This window comes from Alistipes sp. (assembly GCF_048465635.1).
GTDB lineage: Bacteria > Bacteroidota > Bacteroidia > Bacteroidales > Rikenellaceae > Alistipes.
Genome location: NZ_DBFWLF010000005.1, coordinates 165918 through 192480 on the forward strand (window position 1 = coordinate 165918; position 26563 = coordinate 192480).

Genomic DNA, 26563 nt, shown 5'->3' on the forward strand with positions numbered 1-26563 from the left:
TGTAGGGTTTAAAAAGCGAGAGGCCGCAAGACCTCCCGCCGTAAGACAATCATTCGACCGTACGGCCCTCGGTGGTGAATTTGAGCCGCGGGTCGGCCTCCTTGAACGTACCGTCGGCCATGCGCAGCGTCCACTTCTCGGCCTGGAAGACCTCCTCCCAAAGCCGGCGGTCGTCCCACATCGACTTCACGTAGTGAATCCGCATGACGGGAACCAGGTCGCGCAGGACGAATTCGACCGATACGATGCCGTCCGTGCACGAGAGGAAACTCTTGAAGTAGGGGAACGACTGCTTGATGGGCAGCTTCTCGATGCCGGGGAACGGCATTTCGTAGACGGCCTTGGGGAACTGCGCGTCGTCGCCCCACTTCTCGGCGTTGGCCAGGAACCTGCCGCCCAGCTTCTCCACGTCGCGGAACATCGTTTCGGCAAACGCTTCGCGCGAAACGCTCCCCGCCAGCGCATAGCTCTTCAGCTCGGTGTGCATCGGAATGACCTTTTCGCCCTCCTTCGAGGGGATAATCAGCTCCCGGGCGTCGATCGCTTCGGCCAATTGCGCCTGCGTCAGACCGGCCGCCGGATCGGCGTAGACCGTCACCGCCACCGGGCAGTCGAACTCGGCGGTGAAGCCGTAGATGCCCTCGATGCGCTGAAGCACCATCCCGAAGTAGACCATGTCCATCCGGTCGTGAAGCCCCTCGACGCCGAGTTTCAGCACGTCGAGCGTCGGAACCTCCTCCGAGGGGGTCTTGTACTTGCGCTGCGTGGGCGTGAAGATTGCCCGCTGAATCTGGATCGTATCGGTGCGGGCCGGGTCGTAGAGAATCTCCACGGCGTGACGCTTCACGAAGGTCTTGACCCCGTGAACGCCCGGCACAGTCTGCATCTTGGCCGAGAAAGCCTTCGACGAACCGAAGCACTTGACGGTCATCAGCCCCTCCATCCCGTAGGTTTCGAGGCCCTCGACCTGCTCGTAGCCGCCCCACTTCTCGTCGATGGTCGGCAGCTCCATGCGGCTGCCCATCCAGACGGCGGCGAAGAAGAGCACGACCGCCAGCACCGGCGGCAGCCAGCGCAGACCGCGCTTGCCGTTGACCTGAAGCGCCTGCGTGGCGCAGGAGGAGATGCACTGGCCGCACAGGGTGCAGTCGACGTGCTTGACCTTCGAGTATTCGTGGATCGGAATGTTGTAGGGGCACTTCTTCTCGCACAGGCCGCAGCGGTTGCAGGTGCTCTCCTCCCGCTCGATGTAGAGCAGCGGGAAGGCGCAGCTGCGCAGCTTGATGACCTCCACCAGGTAGCTGGCGGCACACGTGGCGGCGATCACCCAGACCCACGATCCCTCGACGCCGAAGTGGCCGAGCGCCCAGGCGACGACCGCAGCGGCCAGGAAGAGGGGCGTGAACTTGAAGATGTTGCTTGCCGCGCCCAGCGGACAGATATAGCGACACCAGAACATGCGCACGAAGAAACCGCCCAGCAGCAGGAGCGTAAGGCTCGTAAGGGACATCCAGAGGACGATTTCGCCCTTGAAGCCCGTAGCGACGGCATAGTAGGGGTCGAGCTTCTTGCAGAAAAGCTCGCTCGACGACAAAGTGAAGTAGAGGATCGTGAACAGGAGTACGTACTTGACGACGCGCAGCAGGCGGTCGGCGACGCTGCCCTGCGGCACGTCGACCTGAATGTGGAGCTTGCGGCCCGCACGGCCCATCCATTCGCCCACCGTGCCCAGCGGGCAGAGGTAGCCGCAGAAGAGTTTCGAGAAGAGAATGACCCCGGCGGCCAGCACCAGGCCCATCATGATCTGGAGCATCGACATCGAGCAGGCCAGCGAGTTGTTCACCAGGTAGGTTCCGAAAGCCTGCAAACCGCCGAAGGGACAGTATTTCTCGACGTCGACCGCCTTGTCGGAGAAGGCGGCCCAGAGCACCGTGCCGACAATGAGAAGCAGTACGCCCCATTGCAGCACGTGCTTCGGGTAGTTGGGTGTTCGTTTCATCTATTCGTCTGTGTGTGTTTGTGTTTGTGCGTTACGGCGGATCAGTTGGCCGCGTCCTTGATGCAGCGGACGCTGACGCCCGACTTGTAACCCAGATAGCCGGCCGAGAGTTTTCCCTCGGGCGTATTGGCTACGATGGTCGACATGAGGGCGAAGAACTGAATGTTGGTCAGCTGCGTGGGGTCCGTGGTGCTGTATGCGTTTTTGTAGAGCGTGGAGCTGAGCAGGTAGTTCACCGACAGCTCGCCTCCGGGCGAGGGATAGATGTTCTTCGAGTAAGAACCGGCCCCGGCAATCGTGCTGCGCATGCGCACCCCGGCACGGGTGAAGTTGAAGCCGTCGGCATCCACCAGCGTGATCTTTCCGGCCTGATAGCCCGCGTCGTAATAGGGAGCGCTCGTATCGGTGAGGTCCTCGCCGGCCGCGTTCTTGTTGGTCTTGCCCACCAGCGCGATCCACTCGGCGTGGGTCGGGATGTGCCACCCCTTGGGGCAGATGCCCTGCGCACCCTCGAACGAAGCGCTGTTCTCGGGCGTGATCACGCCGCCGAGCGCCGTGTCGAACGAGTAGAGATAACCCTTCTTGGCCACCTCCGCCGGATCGGTCAGCGGCGTGCAGGTCGTGCCGTCCGAGGAGTAGGGCGCCCAGATCGCAGCGTCGTTGTCCGTCGGATCGGTCGAGACGTTCACCCCTTCGGGCAGGTAGCGCAGGTTCTCGGCCATCCACTTGCGGCCGTCCTTCATCGTCACCAGCGCGTAGCGCTCGTTGTCGTACATAAAGTAGTCGTCGAACTCCTCGAATGCGGGCGCTCCGTCGTCGGGCGTGAGCGAGCCGTTGTCGGTCCAGTCCTCGATGTCGCCCGTCATCGTCACGTCGATCTTGTCGGCCGTGACCTGGATGGCGACCGAATACTGTCCCGGCTTCATGTCAAGCTTCTGGTAGGTCTGCGTGAGGGTCTTCTCCTGCCCGCCGACGTTCACCGTCACGGCCAGCTTCGGGGCGACCGTCTGCGGCACGACGATGGCGTAGTACTGCGCATTGGCCGTCTTGGTGTTGGCCTTGATGTCGGCTGCGGCGGCGCCCGCTTTCACTTCGACGCGCTTGGCCGCCACGTCGACCGTCGCCGTAGGCACGGTTCCCTGCACGGTGACCGCCGTAATCTGGCCGCCCGACTGGTTGTTTACGTTGATGACCAGCTTGGTCAGCTGGTGGTAGAAGGTCATGTTGGTGGCGTCGACCGTCGGGGTGACGTCCTGCTTGGCGGCGATCATCAGGTCGGAGAGCGTGTAGTTGCTGCCCGACTGGTCGGCCTTGACCGTGAACTCGGTCGGCACGGCGTCGGCATAGGGGTGGTAGGCCAGCAGATTCGACTTAAGGCCGATGTCCTCGTACCAGATCAGGTTGTCGTCCGAGGTGAATTTGCCGCTGCCGTAGGTGAAGCGGGCGTTGTCGGCGTGCTTCGACCCGTCGGCCATCGTGATCGTCAGGCCGATGGCGTCGCCCGTCTCGAAGTCGACGTCCGTGGCGCGGGTGTGCACCGAGGCGGTCGTCTTGGACATTTCGAGCACCGTGGGGTCGATGACGATGTTCCGCGGTCCGGTAACGTCGCCGCCCTCCTCCTTCGTGCAGGCGGTCGCTATCATCGCCGCAAGCATCGTAATGGTCAGAATCCTTTTCATAATCGTATGGTTTGGTTAATTCGTGTCAGAAACTGTAACCCACGCTCACGGTCGCCCGCACGCGGTTCGCCTGCGGGATGAACTCCAGATCGAAACCGTGCTCGCAGCGGGCCGAGAGGTCGACGTAAAAGCGGTGGATGTTGCGCCGGATACCCAGCTCGCCGCCCAGACGGGGCGCGGTGAAGTACTCCGTGGCGTAGTTGTAGTAATCGGTCAGCTGCACGGGGTACTCGCCCGTCTCGAGCGGCGTTCCCAGCTCGTAGGCGCTCTCCGAGAAGCCGCCCCGACGCCAGTCGGCAGCCGCGGTCAGCTCCCACTGCCCCAGCGTCACGATCGCGCGGGCGAAGAACGACAGGGCGTGCATCTGCTGCTCCCGGACATGGGGGAAGAGCAACGTCGAACGGCGCGAGAGCTTCTCCCACCCTCCCCCGACGCGCAGGTCGAGGCGCTTCGAGCGCAGCTCGTACTCGCCGCCCGCCTCCGCGCTCCGGCGGCCGAAGACGGGCACGGAGCCGAAGTAGTGGACCACGTTCACCCCGTCGACCGATTCGCGGCGCAGGACGTTCTCCTCGTTGTCGAGCGACTCCCAGTCGAGCTTCAGCCGGATGAAGTGGCTGCAGGCGTCGCTACCGAGCGCCAGCGAGGCGCGGGCATTGACCTCGGAGGCGGAGAACTCGTGCCACCACGTCTCCTTTTCGCCCGTCTTGCCGCTGCGGTCGCGGTAGGCGACCTCGGCGTAGAACGCCCCGTACTGCACCTGCGCGGCGAAGCCGTTGACCGTCTCTTTCACGGGGAACCCGGAGACGCCCGCCCCCGTTTCATTGAGGTGGATGCCGCTGCCGTCCCACTGCTCCAGCACGCCGTAGGCAAGCCCCTTGTCGAAGAAAGCGCTATAGGAGTCGGGCGCGGAGCCTACCTCCGACGCCTTCACCGTCTCGCTGTTCTTGCCGAAGAGGTAGGCGGCGCCGACGGCCAGCGGTCCCCGGTGGTAGAGGAATCCGGGGGACACCTCGAAGTCGAGACGCGTGTTCTTGTGACGCAGGTCCTTACGCTTGGCGTAATTGCGCGCCGCGAAGTCGATCTTCAGACCGCCCGTCCAATGCTCCGACAGCGGAGCCGATACGGCGCCCGTAAAGGCGTAGTTCTCCAGAATCTTCCGCCCCGGCGTAAATTCGAGAATATCCACCGGATAATACCCCGGTTCGATGAACATCGAACCGCACATGTTGCGGCCGTCGAAATAGTCGTATTCGAAGCGTCCGGCGAAAGAGACCTTCTCCAGGTGGCGGATCGACTCGGTGCGCGCCCCGGCCGTCCAGCTGTCGTCCGAGGAGGAGTAGTCCGCCAAGCCGCCGTTCTCCTTGGTGAAGAACACCTCGGCGTAGGAGCGGCTGAGCGTATCCTGCCGGATGCCGGCGGCGTTGAGCGAGGCGTTCCACGGATTGCGGCGCTCGACGTAGTCGAAACGCTGCTGAGCCGCGCCCGTGAGCGCGCAGACGGCCATCATTCCTGTCAGCAAAATCCGTTTCATAGGCTACTCGTGCAAAGATTGTGTCGGCCGCTCCTCGAAGTCGTTCGACGAATTGTTCGTATCGGTGTAGATCGCGTAGCCCGCCTTTTCGGAGGCCTCCCCGTCCAACAGTCGGTGGATCGTATGGCCCTGGTAGTTGACCGAGAAGGGGAAGGCCCCGGCGTCGGCGACGGGTGCGATGCGCTTGTTGTTGTTCGTGCTGTAAAAGACCTCCACCCCGTCGAGTATCCACTCCCAGGGCACTTTCACGCACTTCGTGCTGCCGCCCGGAACCGTGGCCACGCTGCGGCTGTCGTCCGCGAGGTAGGCGTCCAGATCGAACCCCTGCTCGGGGCGGAAGATCACCAGCGCCGGGGACATGATCGAGACCGAATAGGCCTTGTTGCTGCCGCCGCCGCCCGTCTGCTTCGGCACGTCGAGGATATGCGAGGGCTGGATTTGGTCGCCGGGGCTGGGGTTGAGCTTCTCGTGGGGGAAGTGCTGGCGGCTGAAGCAGACGAAGTAGCCGGCCTTGTTCAGATTCACCGACAGCGGAAATTCCGCCGCGAAGTCCACCGCGCCCATCAGCGCCACCACGGCGTCCTCGCCCGGCGCGAGCGGAAAGTCGGTCCCCGACCCCTTGAAGCGCCAGACGCACTCGTTGATCGGTGCGAACGCCTGGAACACCAGTTCGCCGCTCTCGGTCTTGGTCACCCAGTTGTTCACGGCCGACGAGGGGGCGGGATCGACCGCCCCGAAGCAGAGGCCGTCGAGGTACTGCACCTCGGAGTCGTTGTTGTGCAGGATGACGTACTGATCGTTGAACATGCGCCCGTCCTCCGGGGCTTTCGAGCAGCCGCCGAAATAGAGCTCCTTGAAGACGATCGACCCGGCCCGCGAGTAGACCAGCGGCAGGCGCAGGTCCATCTCCGCGGTCAGCCGCACCTCCTCCAGCGATCCGTTGAAGACCGTCGAGGCGTTGGCCCGGTCGGCGACCGAGATGCGGTAGATGCCCGCGGGCATGCGGAACGTGACGCCGCCCGCGGCGTCGGTCCGGGCGACGTAGGTGTTGGCGCTGGAGATTTCGCGCGCCGTGACGGCCACGCCGCTGCGGGCGAACTCCTCGTACCCGGCGGGGTAGACCGCCTGCACGCGGACCGTCCGCAGGGCCTCCTCGTAGGGATTTCCCTCCCCGAACGAGGTGCACCCGGCCAGCAGCAGCGTCGTTATGACAGCGAATAAGCGTTTCATGCTCAGAATTTTAATCGTACCGTAAGTCCGTAGTAGAAGTCGGGCGTAAAGATCGCGCCCGTCCCCTCCCGGTAGGGTTTCACGTATTTGCGCGAATTGGTGAAGTTATTGGCGTAGAACGAGATCGACACGTGGTCGCCGATCTCCTTCGTCACGCTCAGGTTGGCCGAGAAATAGGGCTGGTAATCGTTCAGACGGTACTGGTAGATGTTGCCCGAGCGGAGCATCATGCTCGAAAAGCGCGGGTCGTTGCGCTCCGCATCGGTGAACGGGTGGCGGTTGCCGTCCATGTCGAGGTAGGCGATGGGCCAGATGGCCGTATAGCTGTCGCCGTCGTAGATGCTGCCGCCCGTGGGCGCGGTTCCCGTCTCGCCGACGTTGAACGCATACTCGCCGCCGTTGTACTCCGAAAGGTTCAGCTGCCGGCGGATGAGCGTCGCCTCGAGGCGCAGCGAAATGATCATGCGGATCGAGGGGATGTGGGTCGTGGCCGTCAGGTTGGCGTCCAGCCGGCGCGTTTCGCGGCCGTTGTAGGTGATCGTCGCCCCCTCGCCGTTGTCGGGGTAGATACCCACGTAGGGGAAGGAGTTGCCGTCGGTGATGATCGACTGCAGGTAGCAGGACTCGCCCTGGTTGACGTACTTCGTATAATTATAGGAGCCGTCCAGCCGCAGATCGGTGCGGATGGGGTTGATGCGCGGGAATTCGACCACGAACTCCAGTCCCATGCGGTCGACGGGCGAACCGTTGCTCTGCATGGTGTTCTTGACGAACGTGCGGACCAGCTTCGATTCCAGCAGGTTCCACCCCGCCTCGGGGTCCGCGCCGTCGCGCACGAAGACCTCGCCCGTCTGGGCGTCGACCTTGAAGAGCGGATCGGCGGGCAGCGCGGCGGGTTTGTCCGTCTTGCGGTAGGTGAACGGATCGTAGGAGGAGGTCAGCTCGTAGGGGTGGGTCGTACGGTTGAAGTAGCCCACCAGCGACACGGAGGTCCCGGCCACCTTGAAGTCGACGCCCACCTCGGCGTTGCGGTTGCGCTGCCAGCGCAGGTCGGGGTTGTAGATCAGCTCGTAGGGCTGCGTGACGTAGACCGCAGCCAGCCGGCTGCCGCCGTACGTGGCCTCGAAGGCCGACAGGTCACGATACTTCGGGGGGGGGTAGAGGACGTTGAACGAGGGCAGCTTCTCGGTGATGCCCCAGCCGCCGCGCACGGTCAAAAAGTCGGCGATGCGGTATTTGACGTTCAGACGCGGCGAGAAGTTGGAGGTGTTGCGGTACTGCGAGTTCTTGATGAAGGTCTTTTCGGCGCGCAGACCCGCCATCAGCTGCAGCGAGGTCGAGCCGATCGGAATGGTCAGCAGCTCCTCGACGTATCCGGCCAGGTTGTGCATGTAGGGGATGTCGGTGTACGGGCGCGGACGGTAGCCGTGCGGAGCCAGCAGCGGGTCGTCGTAATACTCGCCGTCACCCACGTTGCCCTCGGCCCGCCACGAAGCGCCGATCTTGGCGCTGCTGTGCACGCCGCCCCACGAGCGGACCCACGTGGCCTTCAGCCCGGCGGCGTAGTCCAGCTCCCGGGAGTCGATGTTCTGCGTGGTGTGGTAGTTGGCCGGCAGCACGTCCGCGAAGTAGTAGCCGTTGTTCATGCTGTGCACGGCCTGCGTGGCCGAACCCGACGTGGGATGCGTGCGCACCCGGTCGAACTTATCCTCGTAGTTGACCGAGGCGTTGAAATCGAGGCTGGTGATCCACTTGCGGTTCAGCTGCCACTTGAGCGAGGTGTTGATGCGCAGCGCGTTGTCGCGCGCCCGCTCCCACTCCCCCTTCTGCGCGTCGGGGTCGTCCTCGGTGTCCATGCCGCCGATGTTGCCCGTCACCCCGAAGTCGAAGCGCAGCGTCTTGGCGAAGGTGTTCCGGTAGTTGAGCGAGATGCCCGTGCGCGAATAGGAGGTATAGGGCGATACGGGGTCCTTGGTGGCCCGCGTGTACTCGACGCTGGTGTTCAGCACGCCGCGGTCGCCGCCCAGGTCGAACCCTTTCGAGGCGGAAACCTGCTTGGTGCGCGGATTGGTCGAGAGGATAATCATGTAGGGGGTCTTGCCCTTGCGTGTCTTCAGTTTGACCATGCCCGAGGTGATGTCGCCGTACTCGGCCGACGGCACGCCCGTGATGACCTCCACCGACTCGATGTTCGTCGCGGCGACGTTGCGCGTGCTGGCGCCCGCCATGTCGCCCAGCGAGGCGTTGGTCGACAGACGCACCCCATCGACCTCGACCGCCGTGCCGAACGAGGCGTTGCCCGCCTCCGAACCGCCGTCGCGCAGGGAGAAGGGTTTGTCGTCCAAGAGGTTGGGATTGACCGTCTTGCCGCCCGGCAGCAGCGACGAGATGTCCGAGGCATTGACCATCTGCAGGTGGTCGATCGCCGCGCCGCCGATCGTGCGCGAGGTGGCCATCGCGTCGGGGACCTCCTTGGCCGTCACCACCACGCTCTCAAGCGTGAGGTTGTCCTCCGGAGCGAACAGCTCGAGCGAATCCAGCCCCTGCCGCACGTCGACCTCGGTCAGCGTGGTCACATACCCCAGGCACGACACGGCGAAGGGGGTTTTGCCCGCCGGCACGCCCCGGACCGTGAAGCGCCCTTCGTTGTCGGCGACGGCCCAGAGGCCGTGGCCGGGCAGTTCGACGACGGCCTGTCCGATGGGCTTGCGCGTACCGGTCACGAGCACCGTTCCCGAGACGTCGGAGCGCTGGGCCTCGGCCAGGACCGGCAGCCATGCGCATAAAAACAGCAGTAGAAGTTTCCTCATAATATCGTCGCTAACGCAACAAATGTAGCAAAAAAGGGCAGAGAATCCTTATTTCCGGCTACATTTTTCCATGCGGTACGGTCATTTTGTCGCAAAGGTAGTCTTTGCGGCGCGGATCGTCAATCCCCGATTTTGGGTATTTTCGACCGCATTCGGCTCCGGGAGCGCTCCCGGAGCCGTTCCGATCCACCGCCGGCGCAGGTCCGACGCCGATTACCGATCGTAACCGCGCGTTATCGGGGGGGGGTAATTTTTTATTGAAATTCGATAAAAATAAATTGTTTTTCCAGCTTATTTTGTTACCTTTGTCCGAACCGAACAGATCCTGCTTACAATCCGTCAGCCGGCGGCGGGACCCTAACGTGCAGACTTAGCGTATGATAAAGCTGGAAAACATCAACAAGACCTACAACAACGGGTCGCCGCTCCATGTACTGAAAGGCATCGATCTGGAAGTGCGGCAGGGCGAACTGGTCTCGATCATGGGCGCGTCGGGTTCGGGCAAGTCGACCCTGCTGAACATCCTCGGCATTCTGGACGACTACGACAGCGGCAGCTACTGGCTCGCCGGGCGGCTGATCCGCTCACTGAGCGAGACGGAGGCCGCTGCCGCGCGCAACAACATGATCGGTTACATCTTCCAGTCGTTCAACCTCATTAACTACAAGAACGCCGTCGAAAACGTCGCCCTGCCGCTCTATTATCAGGGTATGGCGCGCCGCAGGCGCAACGCCCTGGCGCTCGAATACCTCGATCTGCTCGGGCTGCGCGACTGGGCCATGCACATGCCCAACGAAATGTCGGGCGGTCAGAAGCAGCGCGTGGCCATCGCCCGCGCGCTGATCAACAAGCCGCAGATCATCCTCGCCGACGAACCCACGGGCGCACTCGACAGCAAGACCTCGCAGGAGGTGATGAACCTGCTGCGCCGGGTCAACACCGAGATGGGCATGACCATCATCTGCGTCACGCATGAACAGTCGATCGCCGACCAGACCGACAAGATCATCCGTCTGAAGGACGGCGTGATCGGCTCGATCGAACAAACCGCGTCCGCGCAATGAGGGAGCTGCTGCTGGAGATATGGACCTCGGTGCGGCGCAACAAGCTGCGCACGGCGCTCACGGGCTTCTCCGTGGCGTGGGGCATCTTCATGCTCGTCATCCTCCTGGGTTCGGGCAACGGGCTGAAGAACGGCGTGCTCTACAATTTCGACGACTACGCCACGAACTCGATGGACCTCTTCGGCGAAAGGACCTCCAAACCCTGGATGGGCTATCAGAAAGGGCGGCAAATTACGCTGCGCAACAACGACCTGGAAATACTTCGGCGCGAATTTCCCGAAATAGAGGACATTGCGGCCAACACGTGGTTCGACGGCACGAAGACGGTGACCTACGGCAAGGAGTTCACCAAGGCGTGGCTGCGCGGAACGCTGCCCAAGGTGCAGCGGATGGAGGGGATCAAACTCTCCGCGGGCCGCTTCATCAACCAGGCCGACATCGAACAGAACCGCAAAACGATCGTCATCGACGAACCGATGCGCCGCGTACTCTTCAAGGGCGGCGACCCGCTGGGCAGGCAGGTCAACGTCGGCAGCTCGACCTACACGGTGATCGGGGTTCAGAAAGGCGACGCGCAGCGCAACAGCTCCTCGTGCTTCATTCCCCTCACGACCGGACAGTTGATCTACATGGCCAACGAACCCGTGGTTGACAACGCGATTCTCACCGTGAACGGCATCGACAGCGACCAGGCACTCAAGGATTTCGAAAAGCGGATTATCCGCCGCCTCTCGGTCGAGCACCACTTCGCCCCGGACGACGAGAGCGCCATCTGGATCAGCAGCACGCTCGAACAGTTCAAGAACTTCATGGTCGTCTTCACGGGAATCAACCTCTTCGTCTGGATCATCGGGCTGGGGACACTGCTGGCGGGCATCGTCGGCGTGAGCAACATCATGCTCGTGACGGTCACCGAGCGCACGGCCGAATTCGGCATCCGCAAAGCGCTGGGAGCGAAACCCTCGTCGATCATCCGGCTGATTCTGACCGAATCGGTGCTCATCACCGCCGCGTTCGGCTACATCGGCATGGTGCTGGGCGTGGCGGTGATGGAAGCGGTCAACTACGTACTCGAGAAGGCCCCCGCCAACCCCTCGCAGCACGGTTTGGAGACCATCTTCCTCGATCCGACGCTCGACCTGGGCGTAGCGGTCAGCGCCACGGTGGTGCTCGTCCTGGCGGGGCTGGTCGCGGGTTACGTCCCCGCCTACCGCGCGGCACAGCTCAAAACGATCGACGCCCTGCGATACAATAAATAACGTTGTATGAAGGGAATAACGTGTTTTAATGCACCGACGATCGTATCTTGCGACATGGCTGAAAATCCCCGCCTAAGTCCCCTCCGTGGAGGGGATTTAGGGGAGGGTCAGACCTGTAATCGACGCCGCAGGCGGCGAGCAACGACCGAACCGAAAAACGGAACCGTTGTACAGTGAAACAAGTATACAACAGCGTTATATAATATAATCCGACCTGCCGAAACGAGGGCGAAGCCCCGAAGACACTTTTCAGAAACCGACTACGAATGAACCGTTTTTTCGATACCGACCGCTGGAACGAGATCTGGCAGACGATCTCCCGCAACCGCAAGCGCAGCATCATGACGGCACTGGGGGTTTTCTGGGGCATCTTCATGCTCACCGTCATGCTCGGCGCGGGCATGGGGCTGGGACGGCTCTTCCGCGCCCAGCTGGGCGACATGTCGACCAACACGGTTCTGCTGCAGCCCCAGCAGACCGGCATCCCCTACAAGGGCATGCCCAAGAACCGCTGGTGGCGGCTGAACAACGGTGACATCGACGCGGTGAAGAAACTGCCCGAGGTGCAGTACGCCGCAGGCATGTTCTGGGCCGAGACCGTGCACTGCAGCTACAACGGCCGCAAAACCGACCACTTCATGATGGGCTACTCGCCCGACTATCAGAAGATCAACCCCCAGAAGCTCATCTTCGGCCGCTTCATCAACGACGTGGACATGGCGCGCAAACGCAAGGTCTGCGTCATCGGAACGCAGACGTTCAAGGACCTCTTCCCCGGCGGCGAGGACCCCACGGGCAAGGTTATCCGCATCAACGACTCCTACTTCACGGTGGTGGGCGTGCTGCGCAAGCTCTCTTCGGCCATGTCGTTCAGCGATGTCGAGCGCACCGTCGTCGTCCCCGTGTCGCTCGCCCAGCAGATGTTCGGCCGACCCGACCAGATTCACATGCTCGCCATCGCGGGCCGCGACGACGTGCCGAGCAAAGAGGTCGAGAAAGCGTGCCGGGAAGCCGTCTTCGCGCGCCACATCATCTCGCCCAACGACGAGAAGGCCGCCTGGACGATGGCTACGGCCGAAATGTTCGACAAGGTTATGTCGCTCTTCCGCGGCATCGCGCTGCTGACGTGGATCGTCGGGCTGGGAACGCTACTGGCAGGTATCGTCGGCGTGAGCAACATCATGCTGGTGCTCGTGAAGGAGCGCACGCAGGAGATCGGCGTCCGCCGCGCGTTGGGAGCGCCCCCGCGCGCCATCATTTCGCAGATTCTCTCCGAGAGTTTCGTGCTGACGTTCATCGCCGGGGTGCTGGGGCTGACAGCGGCCGTGGGGCTGCTGTCGGTGGTCGACTCCGTCTACTACCAGGCGGTCACCGTGGCACAGGACGGCTTCGAGGTTTCGTGGCAAATTTCGTTCGGAACGGGCATCCTCTCGCTGGCGATACTGGTCGGCGGCAGCCTGCTGGCGGGCGTGATTCCCGCCGGAAGAGCGTTGAAGATCAAGGCGGTGGATGCGATACGGGAAGAGTGAGACAAATTAAGAATTAAGAATTTATAATTAAAAATTACCTTTTCCCCTTGATGGCGGCGGGGGGTGACAGTCTGCCGATTTTGAGGAGCTTCGCCCCTCCAAGGGGGGGGGTAGAGAAACGACGACGGAGGAGAGAAGATCGAGACAATAGCCTGCCGGACCTCCGTACCTGAGGCTCTTCGCCCCTCCCTGAGGGAGGGGACGGGGGTGGGGTCGGATTTGTAAACGACGCCGAAGGCGGCGAGGAAAACAAACCGAGATACGAAACGAACAAACAACGACAAAACATACCGTTATGAAGAAATTCCTGAAGATTTTCGCGGCCGTGCTCTTTGCGGCGCTGCTGATCTCGACGTTCTGGTTTCTGTGGCGCAAGACGCGCCCGGTCAAGCAGGTCTACGCCATCGTCGAGCCGAAGACGGACACGCTCCGGCAGTTCGTGGTCGCCACGGGCAAGGTAGAGCCGCGCGACGAGGTGCTGATCAAGCCCCAGATTTCGGGCATCATCTCCGAGGTGCGCAAGGAGGCGGGCCAGAAGGTTTCCAAAGGCGAGGTGATCGCCACGGTAAAGGTCGTCCCCGAGATGGGGCAGCTTTCGAGCGCCGAGTCGCGCGTTTCGGTGGCCGAGCTGTCGCTCGCGCAGACCCGCCGCGAAAACGAACGCACGCTCGCGCTCCACGCCAAAGGGGTCGTCTCGGACGAAGAGGCCGAACAGAGCCGCACCGCGCTGAGCAAGGCCGAGGAGGAGCTGCAGAACGCCAAGGAGAATCTGGAGATCGTGCGCAACGGCATCTCAAGCCGTTTTAAGGAATTGAGCAACACACAGATACGCTCTACGATCGACGGTATGATCCTCGACGTTCCGATCAAGGTCGGCAACTCGGTGATTCAGGCCAACACCTTCAACGACGGCACGACCATCGCCTCGGTGGCCGACATGTCCAACATGCAGTTCCAGGGCAAGGTCGACGAGACGGACGTGGGCCGCCTGCGCGAGGGCATGCCCGTGAAGCTGACCATCGGTGCGCTGCAGAATGTCGAGCTGGACGCCGTGCTGGAGTACGTCTCGCCCAAGGCGACCGAGGACAACGGCGTGATCCTCTTCGAGGTCAAGGCCGCGGTGACGATTCCGAAAGACGTCTTCGTGCGCGCAGGGTACAGCGCCAACGCCAACGTGGTGATCGAGAGCCGCGAAGGGGTGCTGACCCTGCCGGAGGGCACCGTGGAGTTCGAGGGCGAGAAGACCTACGTTTACGTGCTGACCTCGCCGGAGGGGGCTTCCGAGCAGACTTTCGACAAGCGCGAGGTGAAGATCGGCCTGTCGGACGGCATCAACATCGAGGTCGTCTCGGGCGTCGCAGCCGGAGAGAAGGTCCGCGGCGCAAAGGAGGATAAGAAGAAATAAAACGCATCGCACCATGAAAACCCGCATTCCGCTGCTTCTTCTCGCTCTGGCGGGCGCCGGCATGGCCGCCGCGCAAACCCCAGCCGCATCCGCTGCGACAGCCGCCCCGGCGCCCGCCCCGGGCGCACGCTGGACGCTCGACGACTGCATCGGCTTCGCCCAGCGCAACAACACCGACGTGCAGAAGCAGGCCATCCAGGTCGAGCAGAGCACGAACGACCTCTCGACCGCCCGCTTCAGCCGCCTGCCCGACCTGAACGCATCGGTGGGCTACAACGCTTCGTTCGGCCGCAGCACGGGCGACGACAACACCTACCGCTCGGAGAATCTCCAGACCGGATCGTTCGATCTTTCGGCCTCGATGCCCCTCTTTCAGGGGCTGCGCATCAACCGCACGATCCGGGGCGAAAAGCTCAACCTGTCGGCCGCGGTCGAGGACCTCGACCGGGCCCGCGAGGACGTGGCGGTCAACGTCATGACGCTCTACCTGCAGGTGCTCTACAACAAGGAGCTGGTGGGCATCGCCGAGCGTCAGCTGGCGCTGAGCACGCAGCAGGCCGACCGCAGCCGCTCGCTGGCCGAGGCGGGCAAGCAGCCCGAATCGGCCGTTTACGAGAGCCTCGCATTGCAGGCCAACGATGCGCTGACGCTCACCCAGGCGCGCAACGACCTGCAACTGGCGCTGCTCGACCTGAGCCAGGCCATCAACCGCGAGAGCGCCGCCGGGTTCGATATCGTGGAGCCGGCGCTCGATTCGCTGCTGGATTCGGCGCTCGAACCCCATCCGCTCAGCGTTGGCGCGGTCTACGACTACGCCGCCGAGAACCGGCCCCACATCCGCGCCGAACGGGTGCGTCTGGCGGGCTACGAAAACAGCGTGCGGCTCGCCCGCGCGGACCTCTACCCCTCGCTGATGCTGCGCGGCGGCTTCGGCACGGGCCTTTACAGCAGCATGAACATGGATTTCTGGCCCCAGTTCCGCAAGAACAGCAGCGAATTTATCGGCCTGTCGCTCAACGTGCCGATCTTCAACCGCCGCGCCACGCGCAACAACATCCGCTCGGCGCAGCTCTCCGTCCGCCGGCAGCAGCTGACGCTGCTCCACGCTGAGCAGACCCTGCGCAAGGAGATCGAGCAGGCGTGGTACAACGCCGAAGCGGCGGCGGCCAAATACCGTTCGGCCACGGCGGCACTCGCCTCGGCCGAGGTGGCCTTTACCTACGAGCAGCAGAAGGCCGATGCGGGCCGTTCGACCGTATTCGACTTCAACGACGCCAAAACGCGCATGGAGAAGGCCGCAGCCGAGCTGGCGCAGGCCAAATACGAAACGGTCTTCCGCCGCAAGATACTCGACTACTACCGCGGCGAACCGCTGACCTTATAACGGTCGACAAAGCGGGCAATCCCTACGGGGCCGCCCTTTTGCTGCCGGGTCATCTCCGGTCCGCACCGGAGGCAGCCATCGGGGCCGTCCTGCCGTCAACTGCCGCTGACAACCGTCCGCCGACATCCGCCCACTAATAACTGTCCACGACAACCGCCCGCCGTGGTCCGAAGCCCCCGCGGAAACGTTCCGTGCAAATTTCGCGGCGGCATGCGGCGGTCCGGAAAATTTACCCTACCTTTGCAGCGGAACAACCGACACACGGAAGATGGATTGGCTAAGCTCGTTACTTACCGAACACTCGGCCCTGCAGGCCGTGGTGGTGATTTCGCTTATCTCGACGATCGGCATCGGGCTGGGCAAGATCCGCCTCTTCGGCATCTCGCTCGGCACGGCCTTCATCTTCTTCGTGGGGATTCTGGCCGGACACTTGGGCCTGTCGCTCGATCCGCAGATGCTCCTCTACGCCGAAAGTTTCGGTCTGATTATCTTCGTCTACGCCCTCGGACTGCAGGTCGGACCCGGTTTCTTCAGCTCGCTGCGCTCGGACGGGCTGCGGCTGGTGACCCCCGCCCTGGCGGTGGTTCTCGTCGGCACGGCGATGGCCGTAGGGATGAGCTACGCATTCGGGGTGTCGATGCCCGACATGGCGGGTATTCTGTGCGGGGCGACGACCAACACGCCGGCGCTGGGCGCGGCGCAGCAGACCCTCCTGCAGATGGGGCGCGACGCCAACGGTCCGGCATTGAGCTGCGCGCTGGCCTACCCGCTGGGCGTCGTGGGCGTGATTCTGGCCATCGCCGCCGTGCGCAAACTCTTCGTGCGCCCCTCCGACTTGGCGGGTCCAAATCCCGAGCACCGCAAGAACGTCTTTATCGCCAGCTACCACCTGACCAATCCCGCCGTCTTCGGCAAGAGCGTGCACGAGATCGCGGCCCTGAGCCACCATCACTTCGTCATTTCGCGGTTGTGGCGTGACGGACGCGTCTCGATCCCCACTTCGGACAAGACCCTCCAGCAGGACGACGTGATTCTGGTCATCACCACCCCCGCCGAAGCGGACGCCCTGCGGCTGATCTTCGGCGAGCAGGAGAAGAAGGACTGGAACAAGGAGAATATCGACTGGAACACGGTCGACAGCCAGCTCATTTCGCAGCGCATTCTGGTCACGCGCCCCGAAATCAACGGCAAGCGGCTGGCGGCACTGCGGCTGCGGAACACCTACGGCATCAACATCAGCCGCGTCTACCGCTCGGGCGTGCAGCTGCTGGCCACGCCCGACCTGCGTTTGCAGCTGGGCGACCGGCTGACCGTCGTGGGCGAGGCCGCGGCCATCCACAACGTGGAGAAGATCCTCGGCAACGCCGTCAAGAGCCTCAACGAACCCAACCTCGCGGCGGTCTTCATCGGGCTGATCCTGGGTCTGACGCTCGGCAGCATCCCCGTCTCGATCCCCGGCATCTCGATCCCCGTGAAGCTGGGACTGGCGGGCGGCCCGATCATCGTCGGCATCCTGATCGGGACCTTCGGGCCGCGGCTGCACATGATTACCTACACTACGCAGAGCGCCAACCTGATGCTCCGGGCGCTGGGGCTGTCGATGTACCTGGCGTGCCTGGGCCTCGACGCAGGAGCGCACTTCTTCGAGACCGTCATGCGGCCCGAAGGGGCCTTGTGGCTGGCGCTGGGCTTCGCGCTGACGTTCGTCCCCGTGGCGCTCATGGCCCTCTTCTCGCTGCGCGTCCAGCGGCTCGACTTCGGGTCGGTGGCCGGACTGCTGTGCGGCAGCATGGCCAACCCGATGGCCCTCAACTACGCCAACGACACGATCGAGGGCGACAACCCCTCGGTCTCCTACGCCACGGTCTACCCCGTCTGCATGTTCCTGCGCGTTATTATCATTCAGGTGGTGCTGATGCTCTTTCTGTAACCTTTTCCGGAGCGTTCTTATCCGGAGCATCCCCGCCCGGCTCCGGCTCCGTCGATTTCCGCATCGGCTCCGCGCCTTCTTTCGGGGTGTTTCCCGACGTATCTCCCGGTGTGTCTTTCGGTGCGTCCTGCACCGCACCCTGCGCCCCGGCCCGTTCACGCAGAGCCAGCAGGTCGCTGCCCGACGGATTCTGGTAAACGCGCAAATCGAAGGCCGGAATGACCGCCAGCACATGGTCGAAGACGTCGGACTGAATCCCCTCGTAGGCGATCCACTCGACGGTCGCGGTGAAGAAGTAGAGCTGCATGGGAAGCCCCGTTTCCGTGGGCTGCAGCTGCCGCACCATCAGCGTCATGTTCTTGTTCACAGGGACCTCCTCCTGTAGGTAGCGGACCAGGTAGGCGCGGAAGACGCCCAGATTGGTCTGATGCAGGCCGTTGATCCGCCGCTCGCCGACGCCGATGCCGTGGGCGGCGTTGTACTGTTCGACCTTTAGCTCGGTCTGGTCGATATAGTCGCGGATCAGATCGATCTCCCGGTAGCGGGCGAGCATCTCCGCCGTGCAGAACTTCACGCTGGTCATGTCGATCGACACGGAGCGCATCACCCGCCGTCCGCCCGAGAGCTGCATGGCGTGCCAGTTCTGGAACGACTCGCTCACCAGCGTATAGGGCGGCAGCATGACCAGCGTATTGTCCCAGTTGCGGATTTTGACCGTGCTGAGCGACACCTCCTCGACCGTGCCGTCGGCCCCGTACTTGGGCACGGAGATCCAGTCGCCCACCTTGAGCATGTTGTTGGCCGCGAGCTGGATGCCCGAGACGAAGCCGAGGATGCTGTCGCGGAAGATCAGCAGCAGGATCGCCGCCGAAGCGCCCAGACTGGTCAGAAAGATGGTCGGAGGCTTGTCGATCAGGATCGAGACGATCAGGATGAAACTGATCAAGAGGGCGATTCCCTGCCCCGTCTGGCGCAGCCCCTTGATCGGCTTGTTCTGCCAGGCGGGGCGCTGCGCGACGATGCGGAACGCAGCCTGAAGCAGGGCGTTGACGAAGCGGAAGACCGCGATGATGAGGTAGACATGCACCAGACGCGTGATGATGACACGCACTTCCGACTCGTTCTCGAAGACCACGGGCAGCACGAACGAGAGCAGGATGGCGCTCAGCACGTGGCAGGAGTGGTTGAGAACCGGGGTGCTGAACAGCTCGTCGTCCCAGCGGACCTTCGTGCGCTCGACGATCTTTCGGATACCCCGCACGAAGAGCAGCCGGCAGAGGTAGTCGAACACGACGGCCAGCACCACCACCAGCAGAAAGGCGACCCAGCGATCCCAGCCGTGGTCGGCGGCCGAAGCGAGGCCCATCCACTTCAGCAGCGTGTCGGTCCAGTGTTTGAGCAAGGTCTGCATACCCGCCGCCACCCGCAAATTCCGCGCCCGACCGGTTTGCGCAGCCGTCAGATCGGCGATCCTGCCCGGACCCGACAACCGACCGCCCCACCCAGCAGGACCGTCGGATCGATGCCGGAAGCGCTACCGGCTATTGTCGCTCGGCTTCACGACGGGGAAATTTATAGATATAAAGGGAGATGACGATCAGCCCGAGCAGGACGAAAGCCGCCCCGGGCAGCGCCGTATAGCGGTAGCCGAGTCCGTGGTCGATGGGCAGGCCGCCGCAGTAGGCCCCCAGCGCATTGCCCAGGTTGAAAGCCACCTGCACCAGCGCTGCGCCCAGCATTTCGCCGCCGCGCGAATTCTCAAGAATGAGCAGCTGCTGGGGCGACGACACGCAGAACAGGCAGGCCGTCGTAAGGAACATCAACGCCAGCGAGAGGTAGCGCAGATGCGCGCCGAAGAAGATCGCAAGCAGCGCTGCGCACGCCACGAAGAGCGTGAAGCGCACGACCCTTTCCGGGGTAAAGCGGTCGGCAGAATGGCCGCCGACGATGTTCCCGGCGAACATGCCGAAGCCGGCCAGCATGATGATGAGCGTGAGATCGTGGGGTGAAAATCCGGAGGTGCGGACCATCAGTGGGCTGACATAGCTGTACCAGCAGAAGATGCCGCCGTTGCCCAGCATCACCGAGAGCAGGAGCAGCCACGGGGCTGCGCTGCGCAGGAAGCGGAACTGCCCCTTCATGCCCGTGTCGGGCAGGGGCGGCAGCGAGGGGACCCAGAGGCGGATCAGCAGCAGGGCCACCGCACCCCAAACGGCCACCATGCCGAACGTGGCGCGCCAGGTGACGGCGCTGCTGATGTAGGTCCCGAGCGGCACGCCGAACAGATTGGCCACGGTCATGCCCACGATCATGATCGACACGGCCTCGGCGCGGCGTCCCTGGTCGGCGACCTGCTCGGCCACGATCGACCCGACCCCGAAGAAAGCGCCGTGGGGCAATCCCGAAACGAAGCGCATCGCCATGAGCGACCAGTAGGTAGGCATGAGCGCCGCGCAGAGGTTGCCCACGATGATCAGCGCGGCGAGTGCCAGCAGAATCTGTTTGAGGGGTCGCGTGCGGGCCACAAGCACCGTGAGCGGCGCTCCGAAGCAGACCCCCAGCGCATAGGCCGAGATCAGGTGTCCCGCCTCGGGAATCGAGACGCCCAAGCTGCGCGCAATTTCGGGCAGAATGCCCATCATCACGAATTCGGACATGCCCAGCGCCAGCGTCCCGAACGCCAGCGCGATCAAACTCTTTTTCATAAATTGACCTTTATCGGACCCTTCCGGCAGCGGCGCCTCGCCGTTCCGCCCCGACGCATGCAACATCCACACCGAAAACGGTCCGCAGGCGGACCGTTTCGGAAATGAATCAATCGAAGCGAATCAAGCATTTTTCAGCGTGCCGGTCCCGATCCGGAGGGCGGACGTAACGCACCTGCCTCGATTGGCAGGGCGGACGAAACGCTCCCGGTCCGATTCTCAGAGCGAATGAAACGTTCCCGCGCGGTCACACGGCGAGCGAAGCGTGTCTTAGAACACGGGGCCGATTCACAGGCTGACGAAGCGCTACCGCCCGGTCACGTGGCGAACGAAAAGCGTCTAAAGCACCGGACCCGATTCGCGCGGCTGTCCCACCTCGAAGCCAAGCTCGTGCATCCACTCCACGGTGGCCTGATCGACCTGCTCGTTGCGGTCGGTCCAGCGGCGCTCCTCCTGGAGGCGCAGCTTGTGCTCCTCGATGCGGTGCATGATCGGAAATTCGGGGTGTCGGAGCCGTTCGCGCATCCGCCGCTCCGAGGGCCGGATCGTCCGGTCGAAGACCTCGCGCTGCGTCGGCCGCCGCGCCCCCTCCCACTTGAAGCCGCGCAGGTAAAGCTCCTGCGTCGGGGGAATCTTGTCCATCGGGTAGAAGTTGTAGACCGGATTGCCGCGGTAGACGATCTGCACCACCTGCTTGTCTTCGATGAAGAACGAAATGTTGCCGCTCTCGATCACGCCCATCATCGTGATGACGGGCGGCTCGCCGTCCTGCATGTAGTAGATCGTCTGCGCGTTGCCGTTCACATCGTTGCGGTAGATCTGATTGTCGCGGAAGAATGCGGTCATCGTCTTGCCTGCCACCTGGTTGTAGTGGACCGTATCGAGCTGGCTGACCATCATAGGGCTGCCGATGAACTCGGCGCGGACGATCTGCTGCCGCTCGGTGAAGATGTCCATCACGTCCGAAGTGATCTGGTTGTTCTCGTTCCAGAGCACGGGGTCGATATAGAGATGGATGGTCGAATCGGTCGAGATGGCCGTCATCGAGTCGCAGACCGACTGAAAATCGGAGCGGTAGATGCGCACGTTGCGGTAGCCCTTCACGATGCGGTACATGCTGTCCGGCATCGCCGCCGAGTCGGTCGTATCCGCCGGCAGGATCTGCGCGAGCAGCAGCGAGTCGTAGGTCGCCTGCAAAAGGGAATCTTGCTCCGAAAGGTTGCGCGCGAGCAGCGAGTCGAGCCGCGCCACGACGGCCGGGTCGATCAGTTCGTACTTCTTCCCCTTACGGGCCGCGCGCAGGCGGCGGGCGCGCATCTTCGACTCCTCCTTCAGCCGTCGGGCCTGGAGGCGCTTCTCGTCGCGCGCCTTCTGGGCGTCGAGCTTGGCCGCGTTTTTGGCCTTCCGCTTGGCGGCGATCTCGGCCAGCTTCTGCTTCTTGGCCTCGGCGGCAGCGGCCTTGCGTTCGGCCTTCGCCTTCGCGGCCGCCTCCCGCAGCTGCGCCTTGCGCTCCTGAGGGGTCAGCTGGACGGTGTCCGCCCCGGCGAGCGAATCGGCCGGTGCGGTGCGCGCCAGCGAGTCGGCGGGTGCGGCTGCCAGCGAATCGACCGCAGCGGGAGCCTTCGCGCCCGTCGTCCGGGCAACCGAATCGGGGGCGTCCGCCACCCGCGCATCGGTTGCAGGCTCGATACCCGGGGCGACCTCGTCCCCGCGGGCAACGGCGGCAAGCGAGTCGGCAGCCACGCGCGCCAGCGAATCGCGGCGGGCGGCCGCGGCCTCCTCGTCGGCGCGGAAGATCGTATAGAGGAACATCGAGTCGGAGCGCATGAAGAGCGAATCGCCCTGCGAAAGGTCGTAGCTCACCACCGCGGGATCGCGCGTAAGGAAGGCGTTGCCCGGGGTTTTCCAGTACTCGCCGTAGTCGCCGAAGGCGATCACCTTGTGCTCCGTATCGTCGAGCTGCAGGTCGCGCCGCAGAATCACGTGGTCCTCGGCGCGGTAGAAGTCGATGCTGTCGCTCCACATCTCCTGCTTCTGGGTCAGGATATAACCGTTGCGCGTGACGATGTAGAGCGTATCGGCCTTGCGGTATTCGCCCCGGTCGGCGTAGAGGTAGTCGCCGTCGCGGTTCCAGATATTCGTCCGGTCGAAGAAATAGGCGTTGTCGGTGGCCATGTTGTAGACCACCGAATCGCCCTTGAGTTCGTATTCGTCGTTGCGCATCTCCACCTCGTCGACGCTTATAAGCTCCTTGGTATCCCCGTAGTAGAAGCCTCGCACCGATTCCAGGCGGCTGTCGCGGTTGATGAGCACGCCGCCGCGGGCGAACTCGCCGACGTTGGTCCGCGTATTGAAGACGAATTCGTAGGTGTAGAGCGTGGCGTCGCCGTCGACGACCTTGATGATGTCGGAGTAGACCCGCGCCTGGTTCAGGTCGCGGTCGTAGTCGGCCCGATCGCCGTAGATGTAGGTCGTATTCTTGTTGATCAGCACATTGCCGAAGAACTCGAGGCGCTTTTCGGAGTAGCGCACGGCGCTGTCGCACGTGATGACCGCCCCGTTGTGCTGCGCGGCGAAATTGCCCACCAGAAAGATCACCGAGTCGCCCGGAGCGATCGGACCCGAGAGGTCCGATTTGAGGTCGACGATCTTCTTCTCGCCCGCTTCCGGCTCGGGCGACTGCATCGCACTGCGGGCGAAGACGCCGCCCGCGACCAGCGCAACGAGGGCTATGGGGATGAAGCGGCGCACGAAGAGTTACTTTACCCAGTGTTTGTTTTCAAACTCCCCGCCGCGGAATTCGGGCGAAATGTAGACGTACATGCCGTCGATCTTCTTCGAAAGCCAGTCGCGGAAAACCTTCTGCTGCTTATCCTGCAGGGCCATCTCCTCCAGCCGCAGGTAGTCCTCGTTGAGCGACGCCTTGTGCGTGGGGATGATCTCGATGAGCTTCACGATCTTGGCCAGCTGGTTGCCCAGGATGTCCTCGGTGAGGAACGCCGGCGACACCTCGCCGATCTCGAGCCGCCGCAGGGCGTTGTAGTCGTCCAGCGCGTTGAAGTGGGCGAAGTCCTCCTTGAGAAACTTCGTGACGGTCAGCTTGGCGTCGAACGCGTTGAAACGCTCCAGGATGTCGTGGTTGGAGACGATGCCGCCGTTCATCTTCGAGGTGGCGTCGTCCGAGAATTTGAGCGCCGCCTTTTCGAAGGTGATCGAATCCTTGCGGATCAGATCGGCGATGCTGTCCAGCTGGTTGGCCGTGGTCGACAGCTCCTCGGTCGTGTAGACCGGGCGCAGCAGGATGTGGCGGAAGTGGTAGAGGCTGCCGCGCTTGTCGATCAGCTGGATGATGTGGAAGCCGAACTGCGACTCGACCACCTCGGAAATCTGCCCGGGCTTCATGTTCTCGAGCGCCGCGGCGAACGTGGCGTCCAGACCGGCCAGCGGCGTGGGGTCCATCTCGCCGCCGCGCATGGCCGTGCCGTCCTGCGAGTACATGCGGGCCAGCGTCTCGAACTTCGCCTTGCCGGTGATGATGCGTTCGCGCATGTCCAGCAGCCGCTCGCGCGTGCGCTGCTTGGCCTCGGTCATCGACTTGGGGAACTTGGTGATCTGCGCGTAGACATACTGCTCGGCGATGGTCGGCAGGCTGTCCTTCGAGAGCGACTTGTAGAAGCGCTCCACCTCGCCCGGAATGACCGACACCTTGCTGACCACCTCGTTCTGCATGGAGCTGGCGTAGGCCTGCTCCTCGTAGCGCTGGCGCATGTTCTCGCGGATGTTGAAGATGGGCATGTGCTGCTTGGCCTCGAGCATGCGGATCGAACCCTCCTCGTCGACCATCTGCTGGACCTGCTCCTCGACGCGCGCAACGATGTCGGCCGAGTGGATCTGCACCGAGTCGACGAGCGCCTGGTTGTAGAGCAGTTTCTGCGTGAGCAGCGCCTCGAGGGCCTCGTTCATCGGGTCGCGGTCGGAGGTGTAGCCCTCCTGCCGGCGCTGGGCCGTGAGCTGGCGGGCGTATTCGTCCACCTCGAAGTAGAGGATCGACGAGTTGCCCACCACGGCGACCACCTTGTCCAGCATCACCTGCTTTTGGGCGAGCGCTCCCGCGAAACAGAGCAGCAGCACCGCCGGCAAAATCAATTTCTTCAGCATATCGGTTGTTTTGTCTTATTATCCTTTTTCGGTCTCTTCCCCTGAAGCCGGGCTTTGCGCACCCCTGCCGAAGAGTTTCACTTCACCGTTCTCCACGGCCCGCTCATAAAGCTCCTCCTCGTGGCGGCGGATGATCTCGCCCTGCCGCTGGTTGAAGAGGATGCGGCGGATGGTCGGCCGCAGCCGCTCCAGCGGCACGGGTTCGCCCTCGCGGAGCACCGCTTCGATGCGGAAGAAGTAGTGCGACTCGTTGTCGCGCATCTGCTGCACGGCGGACGAGGCCAGCACCGGATCGTAGTTCTGCGACTGGAGCGCAGGCAGGTAGCTCAGAAACTCCGAGAAATCGACCCAACGGTCGCGGAAATCGCTCACCGTAAAGTCGTTCTTGGCGCAGATGTCGCGCAGATCGCGCTGCTGGGCGGGCTTGTCCGAAGCCATCAGCGTCCGCAGCTTGGCCGCCTGGCGGTACCCCTCCCCGAAGCGGACGATCAGCCCCTTGACCAGCGGCCGTTCGAGCCGGAAGTCTCCCTTGTGGGCGTTGTAGTAGGCGGCGATCTCCTCCTCGGTGAAGACGGTGTCGATGCTCCGGTCGACGTACTGCTGGTCCAGCTTGCGGATCAGCAGCGCCTGCCGGTACTCCTCGACCATGCGGTCGATATCCGCCTCGGAGGAGGAGAAGAGCACCTCGGCCTCCTGCAGCTTGAGCTGCTTGCGCACCCAGCGGTCGACGTAGACCCCCACGAAAGCGGCGCTGTCCTGCCCCGTAAGCCCCTGCGGAACGGCCTGTCCCACATCGCGCAGCCGCAGCTCCTTGCCGCCCGCCCGCGCGAGGATTTCGTCCCCGGCGAAATAGCGGGGCAGCTCCCGGCAGCCGGCCAGCAGCAACGCACCCACGGCGATCGTTATTTTCGCCCGCAAATTCATTTTCCGGAGGACAAAGATACTGTTTTTACTCGTAACTAACGCAGCGCCGCGGAGAATATTACGCTTCCTGCGCTTTTTTCTCCGCCGCTTTCAGCCGCGCGAGCGTACGCCAGACCATGCGGGCCGAGACCGCCGCCACGGCCAGCGCCGCGATATAGATGACCACGTACCACGTCCGGCTGCCGACCAGCTCGATGACCATCGTCTCTTCGTGGCCGCTGACCAGCAGCAGATAGGCCATGGCGTTGTTCACCGCATGCAGGATGATCGACGCCCACAGCGAACCGGTGGCCAGGTAGATAAAGCCGAGGATCAGACCGATGAAAAAGGCGTTGATCACCAGCAGCGGCTGGAGGTGCAGCACGCCGAAAAAGAGCGACGACAGGAGCCACGCGGCCACCACGCCCCACTTCGCGCGCACGGACCCGAGCACCACGCCGCGGCAGATCGTCTCCTCGAAAACCGGTGCGAACACGATTGCCGTCAGCGCGGCCCAGACACCGCGTCCCAGTTGGTCGGGCGGTGCGGGCAGGAACGTCAGCAGCGGTTCAATGACGATGCCGACAGCGATCATGAACAGGAAAGCCCAGAGGAGCAGCACGGGGTTGAGTCCCTTGCGGGAAAATTGCGCCACCGGTCCGCTTCCGCCGCGCTTCAGGCGGTAGTAGAGAATGCCGCCCAGCGCGAGCGACATGGAAACCAGATAGGTTACAGCCACCAGACGCCCCCGCGCCCCGGGGTCCGCCGCCGAAAGGTCCCCGCTGTGGCCCGAGATCAGCACGCCCACGACGCCCGCGACACCCACAACGATTTGGGCGGCGAAGACGATGCCCAGCATGGCGAACAGGTCGCCCGGGGTGGGAAATGTCTTTGCGGGCCGGGGCGGCTGCGCCGCAGAGGTCGCCGGGGCGGACGGCCGCTCGGGAGCTTCCGAATTATTTTGCATCGTTCGATCA

Annotated in this window: 17 protein-coding genes; 6 read left to right on the forward strand and 11 right to left on the reverse strand. The window is 63.3% G+C overall.

Annotation, left to right across the window (positions count from 1 at the left end; genetic code table 11):
* Positions 1 to 49 precede the first annotated feature (49 nt).
* The 5 genes from ACMO9O_RS01690 to ACMO9O_RS01710 are packed head-to-tail and all read right to left on the reverse strand — an operon-like array spanning position 50 to position 9249.
* On the reverse strand, positions 50 to 1999 hold the full coding sequence (locus ACMO9O_RS01690) for a 4Fe-4S binding protein (protein ID WP_418981893.1): 1950 nt from the start codon (positions 1997 to 1999) through the stop codon (positions 50 to 52).
* Positions 2000 to 2040: 41 nt separating this feature from the next.
* Complete coding sequence (locus ACMO9O_RS01695) at positions 2041 to 3678, reverse strand: fimbrillin family protein (RefSeq protein ID WP_418981894.1); 1638 nt, start codon at positions 3676 to 3678, stop codon at positions 2041 to 2043.
* 25 nt (positions 3679 to 3703) lie between these two features.
* Complete coding sequence (locus ACMO9O_RS01700) at positions 3704 to 5209, reverse strand: DUF6850 family outer membrane beta-barrel protein (protein WP_418981895.1); 1506 nt, start codon at positions 5207 to 5209, stop codon at positions 3704 to 3706.
* A 3-nt stretch (positions 5210 to 5212) separates the two neighbouring features.
* Positions 5213 to 6439 carry a DUF4876 domain-containing protein gene (locus ACMO9O_RS01705; RefSeq protein WP_418981896.1) on the reverse strand — a complete coding sequence of 409 codons (1227 nt, stop codon included), beginning with the start codon at positions 6437 to 6439 and terminating at the stop codon, positions 5213 to 5215.
* 2 nt (positions 6440 to 6441) lie between these two features.
* Positions 6442 to 9249 (reverse strand): TonB-dependent receptor, encoded by a 2808-nt coding sequence (locus tag ACMO9O_RS01710; RefSeq protein WP_418981897.1) that lies wholly within the window; start codon positions 9247 to 9249, stop codon positions 6442 to 6444.
* 377 nt (positions 9250 to 9626) lie between these two features.
* On the opposite strand from ACMO9O_RS01710, the gene ACMO9O_RS01715 reads away from it, so the two are divergent.
* The 6 genes from ACMO9O_RS01715 (at position 9627) to ACMO9O_RS01740 (ending at position 17820) form a co-directional block, all read left to right on the forward strand.
* Entirely contained in the window at positions 9627 to 10313 is a 687-nt protein-coding gene (locus tag ACMO9O_RS01715) for an ABC transporter ATP-binding protein (RefSeq protein WP_418981898.1), read from the forward strand.
* Positions 10310 to 11572: an ABC transporter permease gene (locus ACMO9O_RS01720; RefSeq protein ID WP_418981899.1), complete on the forward strand. Its 1263-nt coding sequence runs from the start codon at positions 10310 to 10312 to the stop codon at positions 11570 to 11572. The genes ACMO9O_RS01715 and ACMO9O_RS01720 overlap by 4 nt, the downstream gene beginning before the upstream one ends.
* Before the next feature lie 266 nt (positions 11573 to 11838).
* Complete coding sequence (locus ACMO9O_RS01725) at positions 11839 to 13101, forward strand: ABC transporter permease (RefSeq protein WP_418981900.1); 1263 nt, start codon at positions 11839 to 11841, stop codon at positions 13099 to 13101.
* A 295-nt stretch (positions 13102 to 13396) separates the two neighbouring features.
* Positions 13397 to 14506 carry an efflux RND transporter periplasmic adaptor subunit gene (locus ACMO9O_RS01730; RefSeq protein WP_418981901.1) on the forward strand — a complete coding sequence of 370 codons (1110 nt, stop codon included), beginning with the start codon at positions 13397 to 13399 and terminating at the stop codon, positions 14504 to 14506.
* Positions 14507 to 14519: 13 nt separating this feature from the next.
* Positions 14520 to 15890 carry a TolC family protein gene (locus ACMO9O_RS01735; protein WP_418981902.1) on the forward strand — a complete coding sequence of 457 codons (1371 nt, stop codon included), beginning with the start codon at positions 14520 to 14522 and terminating at the stop codon, positions 15888 to 15890.
* Positions 15891 to 16158: 268 nt separating this feature from the next.
* Positions 16159 to 17820: a putative transporter gene (locus ACMO9O_RS01740; RefSeq protein WP_418981903.1), complete on the forward strand. Its 1662-nt coding sequence runs from the start codon at positions 16159 to 16161 to the stop codon at positions 17818 to 17820.
* Here ACMO9O_RS01740 and ACMO9O_RS01745 read toward each other — a convergent pair.
* From ACMO9O_RS01745 to ACMO9O_RS01770, 6 genes are all read right to left on the reverse strand, one after another.
* Positions 17789 to 19231, reverse strand: a complete 1443-nt coding sequence (locus tag ACMO9O_RS01745) for a mechanosensitive ion channel family protein (RefSeq protein WP_418981904.1) — start codon at positions 19229 to 19231, stop codon at positions 17789 to 17791. The two genes, ACMO9O_RS01740 and ACMO9O_RS01745, sit on opposite strands and share 32 nt — an antisense overlap.
* A 130-nt stretch (positions 19232 to 19361) precedes the next feature.
* Positions 19362 to 20525 (reverse strand): MFS transporter AraJ, encoded by a 1164-nt coding sequence (gene araJ / locus ACMO9O_RS01750; protein WP_418981905.1) that lies wholly within the window; start codon positions 20523 to 20525, stop codon positions 19362 to 19364.
* 339 nt (positions 20526 to 20864) lie between these two features.
* Entirely contained in the window at positions 20865 to 23276 is a 2412-nt protein-coding gene (locus ACMO9O_RS01755) for an OstA-like protein (RefSeq protein WP_418981906.1), read from the reverse strand.
* Between the two features lie 6 nt (positions 23277 to 23282).
* Positions 23283 to 24683, reverse strand: a complete 1401-nt coding sequence (locus ACMO9O_RS01760) for a peptidylprolyl isomerase (RefSeq protein ID WP_418981907.1) — start codon at positions 24681 to 24683, stop codon at positions 23283 to 23285.
* A gap of 18 nt (positions 24684 to 24701) precedes the next feature.
* On the reverse strand, positions 24702 to 25607 hold the full coding sequence (locus tag ACMO9O_RS01765) for a hypothetical protein (RefSeq protein WP_418981908.1): 906 nt from the start codon (positions 25605 to 25607) through the stop codon (positions 24702 to 24704).
* Positions 25608 to 25665: 58 nt separating this feature from the next.
* Positions 25666 to 26553 carry a lysostaphin resistance A-like protein gene (locus ACMO9O_RS01770; RefSeq protein ID WP_418981909.1) on the reverse strand — a complete coding sequence of 296 codons (888 nt, stop codon included), beginning with the start codon at positions 26551 to 26553 and terminating at the stop codon, positions 25666 to 25668.
* Between the last annotated feature and the right edge of the window lie 10 nt (positions 26554 to 26563).

Excerpts from the sequence above, each read along its gene's own strand:
- ACMO9O_RS01690 (WP_418981893.1), bottom strand. The coding sequence starts at position 1,999 with ATGAAACGAACACCCAACTACCCGAAGCACGTGCTGCAATGGGGCGTA.
- ACMO9O_RS01695 (WP_418981894.1), bottom strand. The coding sequence starts at position 3,678 with ATGAAAAGGATTCTGACCATTACGATGCTTGCGGCGATGATAGCGACC.
- ACMO9O_RS01700 (WP_418981895.1), bottom strand. The coding sequence starts at position 5,209 with ATGAAACGGATTTTGCTGACAGGAATGATGGCCGTCTGCGCGCTCACG.
- ACMO9O_RS01705 (WP_418981896.1), bottom strand. The coding sequence starts at position 6,439 with ATGAAACGCTTATTCGCTGTCATAACGACGCTGCTGCTGGCCGGGTGC.
- ACMO9O_RS01710 (WP_418981897.1), bottom strand. The coding sequence starts at position 9,249 with ATGAGGAAACTTCTACTGCTGTTTTTATGCGCATGGCTGCCGGTCCTG.
- ACMO9O_RS01715 (WP_418981898.1), top strand. The coding sequence starts at position 9,627 with ATGATAAAGCTGGAAAACATCAACAAGACCTACAACAACGGGTCGCCG.
- ACMO9O_RS01720 (WP_418981899.1), top strand. The coding sequence starts at position 10,310 with ATGAGGGAGCTGCTGCTGGAGATATGGACCTCGGTGCGGCGCAACAAG.
- ACMO9O_RS01725 (WP_418981900.1), top strand. The coding sequence starts at position 11,839 with ATGAACCGTTTTTTCGATACCGACCGCTGGAACGAGATCTGGCAGACG.
- ACMO9O_RS01730 (WP_418981901.1), top strand. The coding sequence starts at position 13,397 with ATGAAGAAATTCCTGAAGATTTTCGCGGCCGTGCTCTTTGCGGCGCTG.
- ACMO9O_RS01735 (WP_418981902.1), top strand. The coding sequence starts at position 14,520 with ATGAAAACCCGCATTCCGCTGCTTCTTCTCGCTCTGGCGGGCGCCGGC.
- ACMO9O_RS01740 (WP_418981903.1), top strand. The coding sequence starts at position 16,159 with ATGGATTGGCTAAGCTCGTTACTTACCGAACACTCGGCCCTGCAGGCC.
- ACMO9O_RS01745 (WP_418981904.1), bottom strand. The coding sequence starts at position 19,231 with ATGCAGACCTTGCTCAAACACTGGACCGACACGCTGCTGAAGTGGATG.
- araJ (WP_418981905.1), bottom strand. The coding sequence starts at position 20,525 with ATGAAAAAGAGTTTGATCGCGCTGGCGTTCGGGACGCTGGCGCTGGGC.
- ACMO9O_RS01760 (WP_418981907.1), bottom strand. The coding sequence starts at position 24,683 with ATGCTGAAGAAATTGATTTTGCCGGCGGTGCTGCTGCTCTGTTTCGCG.
- ACMO9O_RS01765 (WP_418981908.1), bottom strand. The coding sequence starts at position 25,607 with ATGAATTTGCGGGCGAAAATAACGATCGCCGTGGGTGCGTTGCTGCTG.
- ACMO9O_RS01770 (WP_418981909.1), bottom strand. The coding sequence starts at position 26,553 with ATGCAAAATAATTCGGAAGCTCCCGAGCGGCCGTCCGCCCCGGCGACC.